This is a genomic window from Microbacterium sp. 11MF (assembly GCF_000383475.1).
GTDB lineage: Bacteria > Actinomycetota > Actinomycetes > Actinomycetales > Microbacteriaceae > Microbacterium > Microbacterium aquilitoris.
Window position 1 is genome coordinate 446,693 of the sequence record NZ_KB911459.1, and the last position, 19,247, is coordinate 465,939.

The following is a 19,247-nucleotide window of genomic DNA, read 5'->3' on the forward strand; positions in this document are numbered from 1 at the left end:
GAGGGGACGAAGTTCCTCTGGGTGCGCGTTCCCGTCGATCGTCACGGCGCGGCGACCGGCTGCACGCTCACGGGGTTGCGTGAGTTGGGCGGACAGGGCCGCTTCTGGAGGGACGAGTCCAAGACGGTCGACTGGGACTACCGCCGGTACACGGCGTGCCCGAACGACCGGCGGAGCGACCTATTCCCGCGCGGGGCGTTCCAGATCGACGTGCCGTTCATCGTCCCCGACGACGTCGAGGGCCCGCTCGGTGTCGAGCTCGTGATCCCGGACGAGCTGCCGGGCTACGTCCGACTCGTCGTCGTGCCCTGACGCGACGACGGGCGCCCCGATGAGCGCGCCCACCGTCGCGTCGTAGGCACCGGCGATCACCACGGTTCGGATCGGTTCGATGATGACCGGGGCGATGAGGAGGAACAGTGCCCCGCCGGCGCGCCAGAAATCGTCGGGGCTCTGCGGTCCGACCAGGCGGGTGACCCCGAAATCGATGAGATCCTGCGCCAGCAGGACGAGGACGTAGGCGAGGACGTAGCAGCCGATCAGCACCGGGCCACCGCGCCACATCAGGACGACCGCGCGCCAGATCGGCTGGAAGCGCGAGCCGAGGCTCGCGCCGATGTCGGCGAGTCGGCGACGCAGCCGCTGCGGGATGCTGCCGTACCGCTGCCGGGCCCGCTCGGCGATCCGGCCGCGCCACTGGACCCCCCGTGGCGCCACAGCCTGGCCGTAGACGACGCCGGCGACGGTGAGCCAGGCGAGCGGGACGGCGACGAGTCCCACGGCTTCGCCAGCGACCGTGGCGACGGCATCCCACACCCATCCCAACGGGGCGAACCAGTCGCCGATCGACTCCCGCAGCTGGCCCACCCACGCGATCGCGCGGCGGGACTGCACCCACGCGGTCAGCTGTCCGGTGGCGTCGCCGATGAAGTAGGCGGCGAGGAAGATCCAGAGGCCGTCGAGGTAGGTGGCGACGAGCGAGCTCCAGCGGGGCAGTCGACCGCGCCACCGGCTCCACACCCACCGTCCGACGAAGGCGAGCACGACCACCGTGATCGTCATCGCATCCCACGGGAGCTTGTCGATGGCGCCGGAGACGTCGGCGTCCACTCCGGTGACGATGCCTTCGGCGATTCTCCCGTTCGTGACCTGCAGCGCGGTGTCGAGGTAGGTCGCTACGTCCTCGTTGAGGAAACCGAGGGCGGCGTACACCGCCAAGAAGGGGAGCACGGACGACAGCATCGCGTCACGGAACGCGACCCGTCTGCCGTGCCCGTCGGCTGGGGGCGGAGCGATGGCGCCGAGGCGCGTCATCCCGTCCCGTAGGACGAGGAACATCCCGACGAGGCTCACGAGCTTGGCGAGGATCGCGAGAGGGATGATCAGCATGCCGCCGAGCGCCGTGTAGCCGCCGACGTACCCCGCGACCTCCAGCCCGATGTAGCGGCCGAGAACCCCCGCGAGATACCAGGCGACGAGCGCGGGCCAGTGGCGCACGAGGAGGCGCCACGTCATCCCGAGCATCGTCCGCACGGTCTTACGGTAGCGGCAGGTGGGATGCCGCGTGGGTCGCCGTGGGACGAGCGATCAGGCAGCGGCGGCGGGCAGGTCTGTGCCTGGGATCGCCGCGAGGAGCTCTCGGGTGTACGTCTCGCGGGGTGACTCGAAGATCTGACTCGGAGTCCCCGACTCGACGATGCGACCGCCCTGCATCACGTGGACGTGATGCGAGATCATCCGCACCACGGCCAGGTCGTGGCTGATGAACAGGTAGCTCAGCCCGAGATCTCGCTGCAGCGCGACGAGCAGTTCGAGGATCTGAGCCTGCACGATGACGTCGAGCGCCGAGACCGCCTCGTCGAGGACGATGAGCTCGGGCTCCAGCGCAAGCGCGCGGGCGATGGCCACACGCTGACGCTGACCGCCGGAGAGCTCCGCGGGCAGACGGGTCATCAGCTCACGAGGAAGGGCGACCTGATCGAGCAGCCCCTCGACACGATCGCGCCGCGTGACAGGCGTGCCGATCCCATGGATCTGCAACGGCTCCGCGATGCTGTCTCCGATCGTCATCCGCCCGTTGAGAGAGCCGAAGGGATTCTGGAAGACCGGCTGCACGCGCCGACGGAAGCGGAAGAGCTCGCCCTTCGACATAGACGCCACCGTCGTTCCGTCGAATACGACGGATCCTGCCGTTGGTCGCTCCAAGCCGAGAGCCATGCGCGCGGTCGTGGACTTACCCGACCCCGACTCGCCCACGATCGACACCGTCTGTCCGCGCGGGATGACGAGGCTGGATGCCTCGACCGCCACGAAATCCGGGCGGCGGCCGCGGACGGGGTAGGTCTTGCCCACGGCATCCAATCGCATGAGGGGCTCACTGTCCGCTGCCGGACCGACGAGCGACGATGAGGTGAGGCTCGGCGCGGCCGCGAGCAGGCGGCGGGTGTACTCAGCCTGAGGCGCGCGCAGGAGGGTCTCCGCGCGGCCGGACTCGACCATCTCGCCGCGGTACATCACGAGCACCTTGTCGGCGCGTTCGGCCGCCAGCTCCAGGTCGTGCGTGATGAGCAGGACGGACGTGCCCAGCTCTGCCGTCAGGTCCACGAGCCGGTCCAGGATGGTGCGCTGCACGGTGACGTCGAGGGCACTGGTCGGTTCGTCGGCGATTAGGAGTTTCGGGCGGCAGGCGAGTCCCATCGCGATGAGCACTCGTTGACGCATCCCTCCCGAGAGCTGGTGGGGGTACTGCGCGGCCCGGCGCGCGGCATCCGGGATCCCGACGATGTCGAGGAGCTCGATCGCACGACGCCATGCCGCGCGGCCGAGACCCATGCGGTTGATCTTCAGAACCTCGGCGATCTGATCGCCGACACGCTGGATCGGGTTGAGGTTGGACATCGGATCCTGCGGAACCAACCCGATCCCGGCGCCCCGGATCGCCGTCATCTCCTTCTCGGACGCGCCGGCCAGATCCCGCCCGGCGAACATGATCGAACCGGAGGCGATCCGCCCGTTCGAGGCGAGAAGCCGATTGACGGAGGCGGCAGTCGTGGACTTTCCCGAACCGGATTCACCGACGACCGCGACCGTCTCACCGACGCCGACGTCGAAGCTGATGCCACGGATGGCGGAGAACACACCTCGGGCCGTCGTGAACTCGACGCTCAGATCACGTACGGACAAGACGGGGGAAGAGGTCATCGGGAGGTCCTTTCGATGTGAGCAAGAGAAGGGAGGAGATTCGAGCTGCGGCCGAGCCACACGGCCATGGCACTCGCCGCGATGAGTCCGCACACGGCGCCCGCGCCGAAGAGCCACGCGAACGTCGCTCGCGAAGGCTCGGTGGCTACGGCCGTCGACGCGAGAACGATCGCCGCGATGACCCCCGCGATGGCGGAGCCGACCTGGCGCATCATGATGTTCAAGCCGTTGACGGCGCCGGTCGCGTGGAGAGGCGCGACGTCCATCAGGATCAGGGGCATCGCGGCGAACGTGAAGGACGCGCTCCCCGAGACGAGCAGGGCGCAGAGGGCGACGATGACGGGATCATCGAGCACGAGCATTCGTGACGCGCTTGCAACGGCGACCGAGACCGCACCAGCGGTCACCGTGTTCCGGGCTCCCCACCGCGTGGCGCACATGGTCGCGAGAGGGGCGGCCGCGATCGAGGCGAGACTCGCGGGGGTCTGGATGAGTCCGGTGAGCAGGACGCCGCCGCCCAAGCCGACGCCCTCTCGCCCCGTGGTCTGCGAGACGTAGACGGTTCCTGTGAAACTCAGGAAGAACGCGATCCCGACGAACATCGCGGTGATGTGCGAGGAAGCGATCGGCGCGAGCCGTGCGAGTCGCACGTCGACGAATGGCGAACGTGCGCGGAGTTCGTATCGAACCCACCACGCACCGACCGCCATGGCTGCGATCCAGCACACGATCGATGTCGGCGGGATGCCGACCGAGCCGATGAGGCTCAGCGGGATGAGGGTGAGCAGCAGGATGCCGCTGAAGGTGACGGCCCCCACGAAATCGAACCTCGAGGAGGTTCCCGGCGCGCGATGCGGCACGATGATCGCGACGAGCCCGGCCGCGACCACCGCTGTCCCGGCAGAGGTCCAGAACACCCCGTGCCAGGGGAAGATCTGCAGGAGAAGACCGGCCAGCGGGACACCCAGTCCTGTTCCTATCCCGAGCGTGCCGCTGACGATGCCGACGGCCCACGGGAGCGACGCAGGCGCGAGCATCGTGCGGGAGACAGCCAGGGCGAGGCCGATCACGCCGCTCGAGAATCCCTGGAGTGTGCGTCCGAGGAGCAGCATCCACAGGGTGTCCGACATCGCCGCCACGACCGAGCCGACCGCCAGGAATACCAGTGCGACGACGATCATGCGGGCCAAGCCGAACCGGTCGCCGAGCCAACCGAACAGGGGCGCCGCGACTGCGCCGGCGAGCATGGTCGATGTGGCGATCCATTGCGCGTCGGCAGCGGAAACGCCGAGCCAGTCAGAGAACCCGGGGAGGAGGGGGAGGACGAGGGTCTGAGCGAGCGACGCGACGACACCGGCGAGGGCCAGCGTCGCCAGCATCAGACGGGCTCGCCACCCCCCAACCGGCGTCGTCATCATCGTGTGCTGTCCTTATCCGCAGATCAGGCGATCGCGTAGTCGCGGGACTCCACGTGCGCTGTCGAGACACCCCACGACGATTCGACGTCGTCGAGGAAGACCGTCTCGCCGAAGCTCCAGTCGATGGCGAAGAGCGCGTGATCATTGCGCTCCGCGGTGAACTCCGCCACTGCGTCGCGGACGACGTAGGTGCCGTAGTCCCGCTGGCCGGCGTCCCGCGCAGTCGTCTCGACGCAGATGTTGGTCGTGACCCCGCAGATGACGAGGTTGCGGATCCCGAGGCCGGTCAGCACCGGCTCCAGCCGCGTCCCATAGAAGGCGCTCGGCCGCGACTTGTCGATCACGATCTCGCCCGGCAACGGGGCGAGCTCGTCGATGATCTCGATCTCCGCCTCGCCGGCTCCGAGCGAGTTCGACGACACCCGATCCTGAGCCTTGATGCCTCGGATGGGACCGAAGTCCACCATCCCTTCGTGGTACACGTACCGCGTGTAGATGACGGGCACGCCGGCGGCTCGGGCATCCGCGATCAGGCGTTTCGTGCCGGGGATCGCGGCGCGGAGCGGAGTCACGTCAACGCCGCTTCTGCCGAGAGAGTCGGTGTTGTCGAAGAAGGCGCGCTGCATGTCGACGACCAGTACGGCCGTGTTCTCGCGAGGAATCGTGCTCATGGTTCTCGTCCTTTCGTAGGGGTGTCAGTTGAAGATGAAGAAGCCGTCGGGACGCGGGGTCCAGTCGAGCCCTGCCTTCGAGCCGTAGGTGTAGGTGTCGATGAACAGCGGGGCGTAGTAGGTGTTCTCGGTGACGATCTCCGAGATCCGGCCCAGCATCTCGGAGCGTGCGTCGGCATCGGGCTCCGCGATCTCGGACACGAGGAGCTGGTCGATCTCGGCGTTGGAGAAGTAGCCCTGTCCGCCGGTCCGTGTCAGCATGCTCAGCGGCAGGTCGGCATCCATCACCGATGGGGCGAAGGCGAACAGATACGCTCCGGGCAACTGGTTCGAGAACCAGTTGTTGCTGTAGGTGCCCGCCTCCTGACCGTCGAGATCGACGGCGAAGCCGGCTGCCTCCAGGTATCCGGCGGTCGCCTGAGCGAGCTGGTCGATCTGGGGCAGTCCGGTCGTTGGGTAGGACAGGACGATCGGCGTGCCGTCATAGCCCGAGTCGGCCAGCATGCTTGCGGCAGCCTCGGGGTCGTAGGCGGTCGGCGCGATGTCCTCGTTGTAGCCGAAGGTCACCTTGGCGACGAGCTGACCCGTCGGCTCCACGGAACCGTTCATGAGGTCGTCGCTGATGGCTTCGCGGTCGATGGCCATGTCCGCCGCCTTCCGGATTTTCGGGTCGGCGAGCGGACCGTCGGTCCCGTTGAACCCGAGGTAGAGCACTCGGTTGCTCTGTTGATCGACCACGTCGACGTTGTCGGCCCCGCGGACCGTGGCGACCTGCGACGCGCCGAGGAGGGCGACGTCGAGATCGCCTGACTGCAGGGAGTTCGCACGGGTGGTCTCGTCGAGCACGAATCGGAACTCGATGCGCTCGTAGTCGCCCTGATCGCCGAAGTAGTCGTCGTTGCGCGACAGGACGACGGAGTCGCCCTTCTGCCATTTCTCCACTTTGTACGGACCCGATCCGACAGGAGCGCTCGCGAACCCCTCGGGATCGGCGGTGTAAGCGGCCTTCGGGAGGATCGGGACGAGCGTCACCTGCCGGTCGAACGGTGCGTAGGGAGTGTTGAGGTGGAAGACCACTTCGGTGTCCGACGTCGCTTCGACGGAATCGATTGTCGTCATATAGCCGGCGAGGTTGGCCTCGGGGTCCGCCATGGTGGTCTCATACGTGAAGACGACATCGCTCGCAGTGACGGGCGACCCATCCTGGAAGGTCGCGTCGTCCCGCAAGGTGAAGGTCCACGTGGTCAGGGACTCTTCAGCCGTCCATTCCGTCGCGAGCGCGGGCACGACCGCGCCCTTCTCATCGATCGTCGTCAGTTGGTCGAAGACGTCGTAGAAGATGTTGAGGGCATTGAGGTTGGTGTCGTAAAGCGGGTTGAGCGACGACGGTTCGCCCGTCAGAGCGACGACGATCGAGTCGTCGGCATCGGCAGCGGCCTGATCGAAACCTCCGGCGCATCCGGAGAGCGCGAGCGCGCTGACCGACAGAGCTGACGCGGCGAGGATCCAACGGGGGAGCGGGTGCGAGTGGGACACGGTATCTCCTGAATCGGTGCTGTTCGGGTGGTGCAGGTCTGGCGTCGGGAAGTCGGAGGACGGGCTCAGCGCGAGCGAGGGCGTTCGAACGCCTGTGACAGGAACTGTGCTCCGGCGATCAGTAGGAAGACGGCGGCGGCGGGGATGATCGTCAGCCACGGATCCGATTGGAGGTACCGCTGTCCCTCGTTGATCATCAGTCCGAGGCTGGGCGTCGGAGGTTGGATGCCGAGGCCGATGAAGCTGAGCGACGACTCGATCGTGATCACGACCCCGACCTGGAACGCGGACAGGATGAGCACCTGCGGCATGACGTTTCGGAGGAGGTGGCGGCGGAGGATCCATGCGGTGGAGGCCCCGGCCGACAGTGCCGCAGCGACGAACTCCTGCTCGCGGAGCGACAGCACCATCGCTCGTACGACGCGGCCGTACGTGACCCAGTTGGTCAACCCGAGAAGGATGACGAGGAGAGCGGGGCTCGAGCCGAGGGTCGCAACGAGAACGATGAGGAGAAGCACGACGGGGATGGCCAGCTGGACGTCTCCGATCCCCATCAGGATCGTGTCGGTCCGTCCCCCGCGATACCCCGCGATCAGCCCGATGAGGAGTCCGATCACCGCGCTGACGGCGACCGCTCCCACAGCGATGAGCAGGGATACCCGGGTCGCAACACCCAGCCGGCTGAGGAGGTCGCGTCCGAGTTGATCCGTTCCCCAGGGATGCGCTGCGTCAGTGAACGGCGGGGTGAGGCTCGCTGCGAGATCCTGGGAACTGATGTCCGACCCCGGGAGGGCGGGGATCACGAACGCGAGGAGCAGCACCACGGCGATGAACGAGCACGCCACGACGGTGGAGGGGGTGCTGGCGCGCACCCGGGCCATCGTTGCAGCGGTACGCAGCTTCAGGCTTCCGGAGGCGGCGGTGGCGGTAGTCATCGGGCGAGCCTCACTCTGGGGTCCATGGCGGCGTACAGCATGTCGACGATCAGATTGATCGCGACGAACACGATGGCGATCACGACGACGCCCGCCTGCACGATCGGATAGTCACGCTGCTCGACGCCTTGGACGATCAGCCTGCCGAGACCCGGCCAGTTGAAGACGGTCTCGATGATGACGAGGCCACCCACCAGCACACCGAGATTGATGCCGGCGACCGTGATGAGGGGGAGGAGGGCGTTGGGAAGTTGATGGCGGAGCACGACCCTCGACCGTGACGCTCCCTTCGCCAGGGCCGTGCGCACGAAGTCCTGGTGTCGGCTTTCGGCGAAGGCCTGGTTGAGCAGCCGCAGGTACAGGGCGACTTCGAACGATGCAATGGTCGCGATCGGGAGCACATAGCTGGCGTAGGACGTGCGTCCGATCGCAGGGAGCGCCCCGAGCCAGATGGAGAACACCAGGATGAGGAGGATGCCGAAGAGGTAGGGCGGAATCGCCTGTCGCGTGGTCGCGACCCACAGCATCGCGGCACGGACCGTATCGCTCCGGGACAGCTCCCCGAGGACGGCGATGATGATGGCGAGAAGGAGTCCGATGGCGAAGGAACTGAGCGCGAGTTCCAGCGTCGCGGGGAGTCGCTCGAGGACCAGGTCTGTTGCAGATACACCCTGTCGGATGGAGTCGCCGAGGTCGCCCTGCACGGCCCGGGCCAGGAAGGAGACGTACTGATCCGCAAGGGGGCGGTCGAGTCCGAGCGTCGTACGCATGGCGTCGACATCCGCCTGCGTCGCCTCCTGCGGGAGCATGAGCCTGACCGGGTCACCAGTGAGTCGGGCGAGGACGAACGCAAGGCTGAGCACGGCGAACACCGTGAGTGCGGTGCGCACGGCACGCGACAGGATGAAGCGACCCATAACCGTCCGTTCTTAAAACGTCCAATGTTTACGACGATGACGATATGGGTTCTTCGTAGCGGGCTCGTATCAGCCGTGTAACCGCGAGATTTCAGCATTTGCGGGCGATGTGTGCGAATATCCGAAAAGGAGGGGCTTTTTGGGATACCGTGGGCGGGGCCCGCCAGCGGGTCCGGGAGGAGAGGGCATGGACGTTCCGCAGCCCGCGGGCGGACTCACGGTCCACCGCATCGAACCCGCCTATCGACAGGTGGCCGGTCAGCTGCGACGCATGATCATCGACGGCACTCTCGCTCCGGGTGCGCAGCTGCCGCCGGAGGACAAGCTCGGCGCTCAGTTCGGTGTCAGTCGCAATACGATCCGTGAAGCTCTGAGGATGCTGTCGTCGCAGAATCTGACCCACACGCGTCGCGGCGTCACGGGCGGGACGTTCATCGCGCAGCCCACCCCCGAGGCTCTTCAAGAGAACATCGTCACGAGCCTTCAGCTTTTGAACGGCTTCAACGTGATCAACGGGGACGAGCTGTTCGAGACGCGCGTGATCCTCGAGGTCCCCTCCGCTCGGAGCGCGGCATTGCGGCGGACGGACGCTGACCTTGAGCGGCTCCGCACGGCTGCGAGTCGTGTCGAACATGGCCGGACTGTGCTCGACCGCACCGTGTCGAGCCAGGACTTCCATCAAGCGGTGATGGATGCCGCCGGCAACAAGCTCGTGTCCCTTCTCGCCCCGCCCGTCTGGGATGTCTTCCAGCAGGACTCATTGTCGACGGGCCGATCGAGCGACCGGTGGGACGACATCGACGACGAACACCTGGAGATCCTCGGCCACATCGAGGCGCGCCGTGCCGATGAGGCGGCGGAGGCGATGCGGATCCACCTCGAACGTCTGCACGCCCATGGCTGACGACGGAGCTTGGCCGGCCTCATGACAGCGACGTTCACCGAGGTCACCCGCGCGGCCTGCGCGCCGGAGGAGCTCTTCACCCTCTCGCTGTCGATCGACGCGCATCTCGCGTCGATGGCGCGCTCCGGTGAGCGCGCTGTCGCCGGGGTCACGAGCGGGACCATAGGGCTGGGAGAGACGGTCACCTGGCGGGCGCGGCATTTCGGTGTCGTGTGGACGATGACGTCCCGGATCACCGCGCTCGAGCACCCGCGTGGGTTCGTCGACGAGCAGGTGCGGGGGCCGTTCCGATCGTTCCGCCACGAGCACCGCTTCGAGCGCGACGGGGACGGCACCGTGATGACGGATGTCGTGACGCTGCGCTCGCCGCTGTTCGGCCCGATCGTCGAACCGCTCGTGCTGCGCCCGTATCTGCAGCGGCTCATCCGCGCCCGGAACGCCGTCCTCGTCGCCGCGCTGTCCGGGCCGCGGCCGGATCCGACTCCCTGAGAGCTGTTCATGCCCGTCCAGCGGGGATTTCGGGGCCGCGCGCGATAGCGTGGGAAGGCGCACTCCGTCGGCGCACGGAGACTGTCTGAGTTCGTCGCTCGCGCCGCCGGCCCCCGGATCGGTCCGCTCACGCAGCCGGTCCACCGAAAGGAACCCATGAGCACTGGCAGTGAACCGGCACGCGCGTACGCGCACGTCACCGGCGGAACCGCACGGTTCACGACGGTCGACGGTGCCGAAGAGACCCTCGAAGCCGCCGACGTCGACGCCGTCCGTCGCCTCCTCATCGACCGGGTGCGAGCGGATGCCGTCGCTTCCGGTGCGCCCATCGAGCTCGTCACGAGCGGCGACCGCGGCGAGCATCACCTCCTCGTCGACCCGGCGGGCGACATCGACGTCGAGGTCGACGACCGCACCGTGACGCGTGCCGAACTGCGACAGCAGGCCTGGTGGACGACGGAGCCGGAGGCCGAGGCTGAACCCGAGGTCGAGGCCGAGGCCGAGGTGGAGGCAGAGGTCGAGGTCGAGCCGGAATCCGCGGCCGAGGATGCCCAGCCGGAACCCGCGGCCGAGCCCGCCCTCGTCGCCGAGGTGCCCTCCTTCTTCCCGCCTGCCCGCTCCGACGACGCCGCGATCTCCGAGGCGCCCGCCGCGTACGACGACGGCGACGATGACGACCTGGACGACGACGTCGTCGACACCCCAGCAGAGTGGGTCCCCGCCCGGGTGACCGAGATCCCCGCCGCAGCACCGGCCGCCCCCATCGGGGCCGACGCCGCCAGCGCCGACAACGGCACCGATGACGCCGACGCCAACAGCGGCACCGACCCGGTCGACGTCGCGCGCGCATCGTTCGAGTCGGACGAGCAGCCCCCCATCGATGCGCCGCCGACGACCGACGCCGGTCCCGCCGCCGACACGCCCTTCGAGGCATCCGCTTCCCAGGGGTCGCGTCCGTCGTTCATCGAACCTGCCGGCGAACACCCCGCCACCGTCTCCGGGTGGCGCTCGTTCTTCGTGCGCCTCGGCATCCCGATCCGCCCGTCGAAGGCCGAGCTCGAGCGCGCCGAGCGCGAGCGGGCCGTCTCCCGCCAGTGGGCCGGATGCCGCGCCATCGCGGTCGCCAACGGCAAGGGCGGCGTCGGCAAGACGATGACCACCGCTGTCCTGTCCGCGGTTTTCGCACGCCACGGCGGCGGCAACGTCCTCGCGTGGGACAACAACGACACCCGCGGGACGCTCGGCTGGCGCACCGAGCAGGGCGACTACGACACGACGATCCGAGACCTGTTGCCCGAAGCAGCGAGACTGCTCGAAGCGACGGCATCCGTCTCGGACATCGCCCGCTTCGTCCATCACCAGTCCGTCGACCGTTACGACGTGCTGCGCTCCAACCCCGAGCTGCTCGCAGCGGACCAGCGCATCACGACGGCGGACTTCGATCTGCTCGCTCAGGTCGCGGCCCGCTACTACCGCATGGTGATCTTCGACTCCGGCAACGACGAGTCGGCCGATCGCTGGTTGCGGATGATCGACTCCGCCCACCAGCTCGTCGTCCCGACGCTCGCCGCTCCCGAGTCGGCGGAGTCGGCGGCGCTCCTTCTCGACGCCCTCCGCAAGCGCGACGAGCACTCCCGTCGCCTCGCCGACGGAGCGGTCGTCGTGGTCGGGCAGTCCGAGCGGGCCGGGATCAGCGCGGCGCAGCGCATCGCGGCGGGCTTCGAGGGCCACGTCCGCGCGGTCGAGATCATCCCCTTCGACGACTCCCTGAAGGCGGGCCGCATCCGCTACGACGCGCTCCAGCCCCGAACGAAGGACGCATGGATGCGCGCGGCGGCCGCGGTGGCTCAAGGACTGTAGGTCCGGTCTGCGTCCTCGCTCTCGGAGTAGCCGGCTTCTGGGCGAACTGATCAGGCGCGGACCGCTCGAGTGGGACGGCGCTGGAGGTCACCGCCGCAGTTCGGGCAGGCGGCATCCGTGAACCCGACGACACAGGACGCGCACCACGTGCACTCGTACGAGCAGATGAAGGCCTCGGCGGCCGCGGGCAGGGCGCGGTCGCACGATTCGCAGGCGGGTCGCATCTCGAGCATCCTCCGACGATACGAGTGCCGACATCGCCGCCGAAGGGGAACGGATGCCGGAGGTCGAAGGAATCCTGCCGATCCGAGGCGCCGGGCATGCGGGAGGATGGGCGAATGACCGGTCCCGATCACGACGCGCGGCTGATCGAGGTCGCCACGCGGCTCAGTGTCACCCCGGCCGGTGTTTTCGTCGCGCAGCGGACCGCCGCCGCGAAGGATGCCGAGGATCGAGATCTCGCCGCGGCCATCCGTGGCCTGCGGAAGCCCGTCCTCGCCGCGTGGGTGGTCAACCTCCTCGCCGCAGAAGACCCGCAGGCGCTGGCGCCCGCCGTCGAGCTCGCTGAGGCGTTCCGTGACGCCGCGGATGCCGGTGACGCACGCGCGCTCGCGGAGCTCACGGCGCGGCGCCGCGGCATCCTGCACGACCTCGTCGACCGTGCCCTCGCCCTCGCCGCCGACAACGGCGTGGACGTCGGTGCCACCGCCCGCGCCGCGGTCGAGCAGACCCTGGACGCAGCGCTGCGGGATCCGGATGCCGCGGCCGCCGTCGCGAGCGCGCGCTTGCTGCGTCCCATCGAGGCGACCGGCATGGACCGGCCCGATCTGACCGACGCGGTGTCGGGTCCGTTCGATGCGGGCTCTGCTGAGCCGGACGGAGGGGACGAGCTCGCCGATCGACGCGCCGCCCGCGACGCCGCTCGAGCAGCGGCAGAGGCCCGCCGCCACGCCGAGACCACCCAGAAGCAGCTCGCCCGCGCGGAGGATCGACTGGCGGCCGCCCAGGCGCGGGTCGCGTCGCTCGAAGAGCGCCTCGCCGAGATCGACCGCGAGCGCGCCCGGACGGCGAACGATCTCGACGCCGTTCAGGAAGAGGCGGCCCAGCTCACCGAGGAACGCGCGGCCGCTCGCGATGCTGCCCGCCGGGCGAAGAAGGCCGCTGAGGCGGCGTCCACATGATCAGCTGCGCGAGCGGTGCTGATCGAGCGCGGTCGTCGCGGTAGACCAGACCAGGGTCTGCACGACCTCTTCGGCGCGGTCGTAGCGGGCGCCGGACAGCACGACGTACACGGCGCCGACGACGTCGATGAAGCCGGCCACCTGGCCGCCGATCCGCACTTCGTAACGAGCGTCGCCGATCAGATCCCACTGGATCCGCGAGGCCCGGGTCGCGGCATCCGCCGGTCGACGGGCCGGTAGCGCGCGCAGCGTTTCAGGATCCACATACATCTTCCGCACCTCGTCCCTCGCACCCGGCCGACACTTGTCCCAGGGGCCCACCATCGCCCGGGCTCCGGTCGGTGCAGAGGGGATTGACGGGATGCCGCGAGGTCGCTAGGCGAGGACGGGGGAGTCGGCTGCCGTCTGACGCACGGCATCCGTCACCGTGTCGAGAAGCTCGGAGGACAGGTTCCACCGCTGCCAGTACAGCGGGACCTCGATCGTGTCGTCGGCGAGGACGACGAGGGATCCGTCGGCGACTCCCGCCTCGAACTGACCGGGGAGCAGCATCCCCCAGCCGAGTCCCAGGACGATCGCCTGCGCGAACTCGGCCGACGCGCTGATGACGTGGCGTGGCGGCTCCCGCCGTGCGCCGTGGCGATGTGCGAAGGAACTCTGCAGGGTGTCGTGGCGGTCGAAGTCGACCCGGGGAGCGCTCTCGAGCGCCGCGCGGTCGAGCCCCCGCGGGAACCATCGTTCGGCGAAGTCTTGCGTCGCGACGGCGGTGTACCGCATCCGTCCGAGCGGGGAGGCGACGCACCCGGCCACGGGCTCCCGCTGCGACGTCACGGCGGCCATGACGGTACCGGCGGCCAGCAGCTGCGCGGTCCGTTGCTGGTCCTCGCGGTGCAGTTCGAACGTGACCGGCCTCACCGTGGTGGCGGCGGCGAGGGCCGGCAGGAACCAGGTGATCAGCGAGTCCGCATTGACGGCGAGCGACACGAGAGGAGCGTCGGTGTCGTCGCCGAGCGCCCGCCGCGCGTCGTGCTCGAGAAGGTCGAGCTGGCGCGCCAAGCGCACCAGTGGCTCGCCCGCCTCGGTGGCGGCGATCGGCTTGGTCCGGCGCAGCACCGGCCGGCCGACGCGCTGCTCGATGACACGGATGCGCTGACTCGCGGCGCTCGGCGTGATGCCGAGGCGTGACGCCGCGCGGTCGAGCGTGCCCGCGTCGATGGCCGCCACGAGGGTGCGCAGGTGCTCGAACGGGATGTCCACGCCCGTCACTCTACTGAAGGAATGCTTCAGATCCTGAAGAATCTTTCGCTGTACTGCACACTCAGGGATCCCTAACGTGGACGACGTGTCTCCTGATCTCGCCGCCTTCCTGTCCGCCCTGGGCCTCTGTCTGGGTCTGATCGTCTCGATCGGGGCGCAGAACGCGATCGTCCTCCGCCAGGGGCTGCGCCGGGAACACGTGGGCATCGTCGTCCTGGTCTGCGTCGTCAGCGACGCGATCCTCCAGACGCTCGGCGTCGCAGGAGTCGCGACCCTCGTGACCGCTCACCCGTGGCTCGAGACACTGGCCCGGTGGGCGGGAGCCGTCTTCATCGCGGGCTTCGCGATCGTCAGCGCGCGTCGCGCCTGGCGCGGCGGGGGCAGCCTCGACGCCGCCCCCGACGACCAGGCAACGGATGCCGCGGCGGCTGGCGGCACCGTCCTGGCCCGGCCGCGCACGGCCACCCGGACGGCGACGCTCCTGACGATCCTCGCCGTGACCTGGCTGAACCCGCACGCGCTCGTCGAGACCACCGTCGTCCTGGGATCCGTCGCGGCGACGCACGGCGATGCGCGCTGGTTCTTCCTCGCCGGCGGCATCACCGCCAGCACGCTGTGGTTCGTCCTCTTCGGCTACGGTGCGCGCTACTTGGCGCCGCTGCTGCGCACCGAACGAGCGTGGCGGATCCTCGACGGCGGGATCGCCGTGATCATGCTCGTCATCGCCGTGACCCTCGTCCTCGGGTGAGGTCAGGGGAGCGGAGGAGCGTCAGTGCGCGGCGTCGTACGCGTCGAGCACCTGCGCGGGAACACGGCCGCGCTCCGACACCTGGTAGCCGTTCTTCGCGGCCCACTCGCGGATCGGCGCGTAATCGCGCTGGCCGGAGCGCTTCTGCACGCGGCCGCCGCCGGACGAGCCGGCCGGGCGACCGGCGGACGTGCGGTTCGACACGCGCCGGGCAGCGTCGATGTACGGTGCCAGCGTCTCGCGGAGCGCGTTCGCGTTGTCGTGGGTGAGGTCGATCTCGTAAGCGGTGCCGTCGACGGAGAAGAGGACGGTCTCGCCGTCGCCGACTTCGAGGACGGTGCCGTCCAGGTCGTCGACGAGCTGATGCACGATTTTGCGGGCCATGCGCTGAGCATAGTGGCGCCGGTGGCGGCTACGGCAGCAAGCCGGCCCGGCGCGCCTTGGCGACGGCCGCGTGGCGGGTCGAGGCATCCAGCTTCGCCATCGCCGCCTGCAGGTACGACTTGACCGTCCCCTCCCGCAGCGACAGTGAGGCGGCGATCTCGGCGTTGGTGGCGCCGAGGGCGCAGCAGGCGAGCACGTCGAGCTCGCGCGGCGAAAGGGCGACGTCGAGCGGGGCGTCGGCCGCGGTAGGCCGGGCGATTCCGGCGAGTCGTCGCTCGACGGCGGCGATCCGCTCGCGCAGGTCGGGATCGCCGACGGATGCCGCGATGCTCCGCAGCTCCGCATAGCTTTCGCGGAGGTCCTCCTGCGCGGCTGCCGGGAGAGCCGGCTCGGCGGGGAGGAGGGCTGCCACGCGGCGGTCGACCTCGTCGCGCACGCGGAGTTCGGTCGCCAGCATGTCGGCGGCGCGGAAGGCGGGGCGACTGACGAGGTCGCCGACCGGCCCCGGGGTCCACGAACCGCAGTAGACGATGCCGCGCGGACGGCCTGTCACCACGACGGGGACGGCGAGGAGAGTGGAGATGCCCTCGCCGAGGATCGCGCGGTCGTAGTCGTGCGTGATGGTGCGAGCGGTGCGGTAGTCGAGCGCCAGGCGCGGACGCTTCTCGAGCATCGCCGCTCCGCCGAGGCCCCGGCCCGCTTCGACGACGAGACCCTCGATGCTGCGCGTGCGGGTCCCGGCGATTGCGGTGACATGGACGGCGCCGCCGCGCTCGAGTCCGCCGAAGACGACGGGAAACCGGGTCTGACGAGCCAGATCCGACACGGCTCGGGAGACGAGCCGCGTGTCCGCGTCGCTCTCTGCCGACGATCCCACGCGTACCTACTTCCGGGGGTGACGGCACCTCTGCCGCCTTCGTACGGTCGAACCTACCACGCGGCTGATTCCCAGGAACGGCCCGTGAGAGCACTGTCGCTCACCCCATGAGGCAAGGAGGCCACATGTCGTCCCAGTCCCCCCACGGAGGCGTGGAAGGGAGTGCCATCGACTACGTCGCGGTCGAAGGATCGCCGCGTTTCGTCGAACTGAAGAAGAAGCATCGCAGCGTCGTCTTCCCGCTCGCCCTGCTCTTCCTCGTCTGGTACTTCGTCTACGTCCTGCTCTCGTCCTTCGCGCCCGACTTCATGGCGCAGGAGGTCTTCGGCCACATCACCATCGGCCTGCTCCTGGGCCTCGGCCAGTTCGTCACGACGTTCGCGATCACGATGGGCTACGTCGCCTTCGCGAACCGCACGCTCGACCCGATCTCGTCCGAGATCCGCTCCGACCTCGAGCGTCAGGAGGCGCGATGACCTCCGTCCTGCTCGCTGCCGCACCCGCCACCGCTGCGGAGAACAACCCCGTCCTCAACATCTCGATCTTCGGCGCGTTCGTCGCGGTGACGCTGTTCATCGTCATCCGGGCGAGCCGCAACAACAAGACGGCGGCCGACTACTACGCCGCCGGTCGCTCGTTCACCGGCCCTCAGAACGGTTTCGCCATCGCCGGTGACTACCTGTCGGCGGCATCCTTCCTCGGCATCGTCGGCGCCATCGCGATCAACGGCTACGACGGCTTCCTCTACTCGATCGGCTTCCTCGTGGCGTGGCTTGTCGCGCTGCTGCTGGTCGCCGAGCTCATGCGCAACACCGGAAAGTTCACGATGGCCGACGTGCTGTCGTTCCGTCTGAAGCAGCGCCCCGTGCGCCTCGCGGCCGCGATCACGACGCTCGCAGTCTGCTTCTTCTACCTGCTGGCGCAGATGGCCGGTGCCGGTGGACTCGTATCGCTCCTCCTCGGCATCACCGAGCAGATCGGGCAGTCGATCGTCGTCGCCGTCGTCGGTGTCCTGATGATCGTCTACGTGCTCATCGGTGGGATGAAGGGCACGACCTGGGTGCAGATCGTCAAGGCGTTCCTGCTCATCGGCGGCGCCATCGTCATGACGATCTGGGTGCTCGCGATCAACGGGTTCAGCCTCGACACGCTCCTCGAGTCGGCCGTCCAGAAGTCGACCACCGACCCGCAGGAGGCGATCCTCGGTCCGGGGTTGCAGTACGGCGCGAACCCGTGGGACTTCATCTCCCTCGCGATCGCCCTGGTGCTCGGCACCGCGGGCCTGCCGCACGTCCTGATGCGCTTCTACACGGTGCCGACCGCCAAGGAGGCTCGTCGCTCCGTCGTCTGGGCGATCTGGCTGATCGGCCTCTTCTACCTGCTGACGCTGGTCCTCGGCTACGGCGCCGGTGCGATCGTCGGGTCGGAGACGATCAAGGCGGCACCCGGTGGCGTCAACTCCGCGGCCCCGCTGCTCGCGGCGGCTCTGGGCGGACCGGTCCTGCTGGGCTTCATCTCTGCGGTCGCCTTCGCGACGATCCTCGCGGTCGTGGCCGGACTGACGATCACGGCGGCGGCATCCTTCGCCCACGACATCTACGCGAACGTCGTGAAGAAGGGGAACGTCCCGCCGGACGGCGAGGTCAAGGTCGCCCGTCGCACGGTCATCGTGATCGGTGTGCTCGCGATCCTCGGCGGCATCGGTGTGCAGGGCCAGAACGTCGCGTTCCTCGTGGCACTGGCCTTCGCGGTCGCCGCCTCGGCGAACCTCCCGACGATCCTGTACTCCCTGTTCTGGCGCAAGTTCACCACCCGCGGCGCGGTGTGGAGCATGTACGGCGGTCTCGCCACCGCGATCGTGCTCATCGTCCTGTCGCCCGTGTTCTGGGGGACCGAGACGAGCGTGTTCAAGAACGTCGGCACGGCGATCTGGCCGCTCAACAACCCGGGCATCATCTCAATCCCCGTGGGCTTCCTCCTCGGCTGGCTGGGGTCGGTGACCTCGCGCAAGGCGGAGGACGCCACCAAGGCCGCCGAGATGGAAGTCCGCTCGCTGACCGGGTACGGCGCCGAGAAGGCGGTCGACCACTAACCGAGCGGATGCCGCGACGAGGCGGGCAGGGACGGCCTACACGTCCCTGCCCGCCTCCGTCATGCTCGGCCCGTCCCCGAGGCGACCCGCTCCTCGAGATCGAGGAGGAACCGCTTGTGCTCGGGCCGACCCCCGTACTCGCCGATCGACCCGTCGCTGCGGATCACCCGATGCGCGGGAAGCACGATCGACCACGGGGTGCGGGCGCACGCGGTCCCCACCGCGCGATGCGCCCGCGGCGCCCCAGCCGAGATGGCCACCTCGGCGTAGGACGCCGTTTCGCCGTACGGCACCTCGGCGATCGCCTCGAGTGCGCGTCGGGTGAAGCCCGCAGTGAGTCCCCAGTCCAGCGGAACGGTGAACTCCCGACGCTCGCCCGCGAAGTACTCGTCGAGTTCGGCCGCCGCGGCGGCGGACGGACCGTCGTCCTCGGTGAGCACGGCATGCAGCAGCAAGCTGAGCCGGGCCACCTCGGCGTAGGCCGGGCCGTCCAGGACGGACAGCGCGGCGAGGCCCTCGCCGGTCGTCACCAGGAGGGCCTCGCCGATCGGTGTCGGGTGCACCGAGTAGGTTGCGTTCGTCATGCCCTCATCATGGCGCGGGGTCACCCCGGCGCACGTCGGGGGAGCGGCTGGGTGGGGAGGAGCGGCATCCCGGACCGGATGTGGAGGAAACGAGGCGTACACGACAGCCGATCCGCGAAACTCGGCCGTCGATCCCGCTTTCCCAGCGCGACGCGCCTAGTGTTTCTCGTGTGTGGCGAGCAGAGAGCGGTGC

20 protein-coding genes are annotated in these 19,247 nt (G+C 68.9%); 7 read left to right on the forward strand and 13 right to left on the reverse strand.

Annotated features, from left to right (window positions below; all coding sequences use genetic code 11):
* Nucleotides 1-180: 180 nt before the first annotated feature.
* The 7 genes from H286_RS0102185 to H286_RS0102215 all read right to left on the reverse strand — a co-directional run bounded on the left by H286_RS0102185 (nt 181) and on the right by H286_RS0102215 (nt 8,678).
* Nucleotides 181-1,524 carry a hypothetical protein gene (locus H286_RS0102185; protein ID WP_231370901.1) on the reverse strand — a complete coding sequence of 448 codons (1,344 nt, stop codon included), beginning with the start codon at nt 1,522-1,524 and terminating at the stop codon, nt 181-183.
* A 63-nt stretch (nt 1,525-1,587) separates the two neighbouring features.
* Nucleotides 1,588-3,201, reverse strand: coding sequence for an ABC transporter ATP-binding protein (locus tag H286_RS0102190; RefSeq protein ID WP_020096940.1), 1,614 nt, complete (start codon nt 3,199-3,201; stop codon nt 1,588-1,590).
* Complete coding sequence (locus tag H286_RS14395; protein ID WP_020096941.1) at nt 3,198-4,580, reverse strand: MFS transporter; 1,383 nt, start codon at nt 4,578-4,580, stop codon at nt 3,198-3,200. Before H286_RS14395 ends, H286_RS0102190 begins: the two co-directional genes overlap by 4 nt.
* Before the next feature lie 62 nt (nt 4,581-4,642).
* The gene (locus H286_RS14400; RefSeq protein ID WP_020096942.1) at nt 4,643-5,290 is read right to left on the reverse strand and encodes a cysteine hydrolase family protein; all 648 of its coding nucleotides are present in this window, start codon (nt 5,288-5,290) and stop codon (nt 4,643-4,645) included.
* Nucleotides 5,291-5,314: 24 nt separating this feature from the next.
* Nucleotides 5,315-6,826 (reverse strand): ABC transporter substrate-binding protein, encoded by a 1,512-nt coding sequence (locus H286_RS0102205; protein ID WP_020096943.1) that lies wholly within the window; start codon nt 6,824-6,826, stop codon nt 5,315-5,317.
* A gap of 65 nt (nt 6,827-6,891) precedes the next feature.
* Nucleotides 6,892-7,761, reverse strand: coding sequence for an ABC transporter permease (locus tag H286_RS14405; RefSeq protein ID WP_081630824.1), 870 nt, complete (start codon nt 7,759-7,761; stop codon nt 6,892-6,894).
* Nucleotides 7,758-8,678 carry an ABC transporter permease gene (locus H286_RS0102215; RefSeq protein ID WP_020096945.1) on the reverse strand — a complete coding sequence of 307 codons (921 nt, stop codon included), beginning with the start codon at nt 8,676-8,678 and terminating at the stop codon, nt 7,758-7,760. The genes H286_RS14405 and H286_RS0102215 overlap by 4 nt, the downstream gene beginning before the upstream one ends.
* A 187-nt stretch (nt 8,679-8,865) precedes the next feature.
* Between H286_RS0102215 and H286_RS0102220 the strand changes: the two genes are divergently transcribed.
* The 3 genes from H286_RS0102220 to H286_RS0102230 all read left to right on the forward strand — a co-directional run bounded on the left by H286_RS0102220 (nt 8,866) and on the right by H286_RS0102230 (nt 11,931).
* Nucleotides 8,866-9,582 carry a FadR/GntR family transcriptional regulator gene (locus H286_RS0102220; RefSeq protein ID WP_020096946.1) on the forward strand — a complete coding sequence of 239 codons (717 nt, stop codon included), beginning with the start codon at nt 8,866-8,868 and terminating at the stop codon, nt 9,580-9,582.
* A 21-nt stretch (nt 9,583-9,603) separates the two neighbouring features.
* Nucleotides 9,604-10,071, forward strand: coding sequence for an SRPBCC family protein (locus tag H286_RS0102225; RefSeq protein WP_018188495.1), 468 nt, complete (start codon nt 9,604-9,606; stop codon nt 10,069-10,071).
* A gap of 156 nt (nt 10,072-10,227) precedes the next feature.
* On the forward strand, nt 10,228-11,931 hold the full coding sequence (locus H286_RS0102230) for a ParA family protein (RefSeq protein ID WP_020096947.1): 1,704 nt from the start codon (nt 10,228-10,230) through the stop codon (nt 11,929-11,931).
* A 50-nt stretch (nt 11,932-11,981) separates the two neighbouring features.
* On the opposite strand, the gene H286_RS0102235 is transcribed toward H286_RS0102230, so the two are convergent.
* On the reverse strand, nt 11,982-12,164 hold the full coding sequence (locus H286_RS0102235) for a DUF1272 domain-containing protein (RefSeq protein WP_018188492.1): 183 nt from the start codon (nt 12,162-12,164) through the stop codon (nt 11,982-11,984).
* 105 nt (nt 12,165-12,269) lie between these two features.
* Here H286_RS0102235 and H286_RS0102240 point away from each other — a divergent pair, with 105 nt between their 5' ends.
* Nucleotides 12,270-13,112 carry a hypothetical protein gene (locus tag H286_RS0102240; protein ID WP_020096948.1) on the forward strand — a complete coding sequence of 281 codons (843 nt, stop codon included), beginning with the start codon at nt 12,270-12,272 and terminating at the stop codon, nt 13,110-13,112.
* Here the strand turns inward: H286_RS0102240 and H286_RS0102245 are convergent, their stop codons facing one another.
* The gene (locus H286_RS0102245; RefSeq protein ID WP_020096949.1) at nt 13,113-13,382 is read right to left on the reverse strand and encodes a hypothetical protein; all 270 of its coding nucleotides are present in this window, start codon (nt 13,380-13,382) and stop codon (nt 13,113-13,115) included.
* A 105-nt stretch (nt 13,383-13,487) separates the two neighbouring features.
* Nucleotides 13,488-14,378: a LysR family transcriptional regulator ArgP gene (locus H286_RS0102250; protein ID WP_020096950.1), complete on the reverse strand. Its 891-nt coding sequence runs from the start codon at nt 14,376-14,378 to the stop codon at nt 13,488-13,490.
* Nucleotides 14,379-14,445: 67 nt separating this feature from the next.
* Between H286_RS0102250 and H286_RS0102255 the strand changes: the two genes are divergently transcribed.
* Nucleotides 14,446-15,117, forward strand: a complete 672-nt coding sequence (locus tag H286_RS0102255; protein WP_020096951.1) for a LysE/ArgO family amino acid transporter — start codon at nt 14,446-14,448, stop codon at nt 15,115-15,117.
* A gap of 21 nt (nt 15,118-15,138) precedes the next feature.
* On the opposite strand, the gene H286_RS0102260 is transcribed toward H286_RS0102255, so the two are convergent.
* Both H286_RS0102260 and H286_RS0102265 read right to left on the reverse strand, forming a co-directional pair.
* Nucleotides 15,139-15,501, reverse strand: a complete 363-nt coding sequence (locus H286_RS0102260; protein WP_018188487.1) for a histone-like nucleoid-structuring protein Lsr2 — start codon at nt 15,499-15,501, stop codon at nt 15,139-15,141.
* Between the two features lie 28 nt (nt 15,502-15,529).
* Complete coding sequence (locus tag H286_RS0102265; protein WP_020096952.1) at nt 15,530-16,378, reverse strand: helix-turn-helix transcriptional regulator; 849 nt, start codon at nt 16,376-16,378, stop codon at nt 15,530-15,532.
* 125 nt (nt 16,379-16,503) lie between these two features.
* Between H286_RS0102265 and H286_RS0102270 the strand changes: the two genes are divergently transcribed.
* Both H286_RS0102270 and H286_RS0102275 read left to right on the forward strand, forming a co-directional pair.
* Nucleotides 16,504-16,854: a DUF485 domain-containing protein gene (locus H286_RS0102270; protein WP_176770663.1), complete on the forward strand. Its 351-nt coding sequence runs from the start codon at nt 16,504-16,506 to the stop codon at nt 16,852-16,854.
* Nucleotides 16,851-18,470, forward strand: coding sequence for a solute symporter family protein (locus tag H286_RS0102275; RefSeq protein WP_018188484.1), 1,620 nt, complete (start codon nt 16,851-16,853; stop codon nt 18,468-18,470). Before H286_RS0102270 ends, H286_RS0102275 begins: the two co-directional genes overlap by 4 nt.
* A gap of 59 nt (nt 18,471-18,529) precedes the next feature.
* Here H286_RS0102275 and H286_RS0102280 read toward each other — a convergent pair whose 3' ends face one another.
* The gene (locus H286_RS0102280) at nt 18,530-19,054 is read right to left on the reverse strand and encodes a methylated-DNA--[protein]-cysteine S-methyltransferase (RefSeq protein WP_020096953.1); all 525 of its coding nucleotides are present in this window, start codon (nt 19,052-19,054) and stop codon (nt 18,530-18,532) included.
* Nucleotides 19,055-19,247 lie beyond the last annotated feature (193 nt).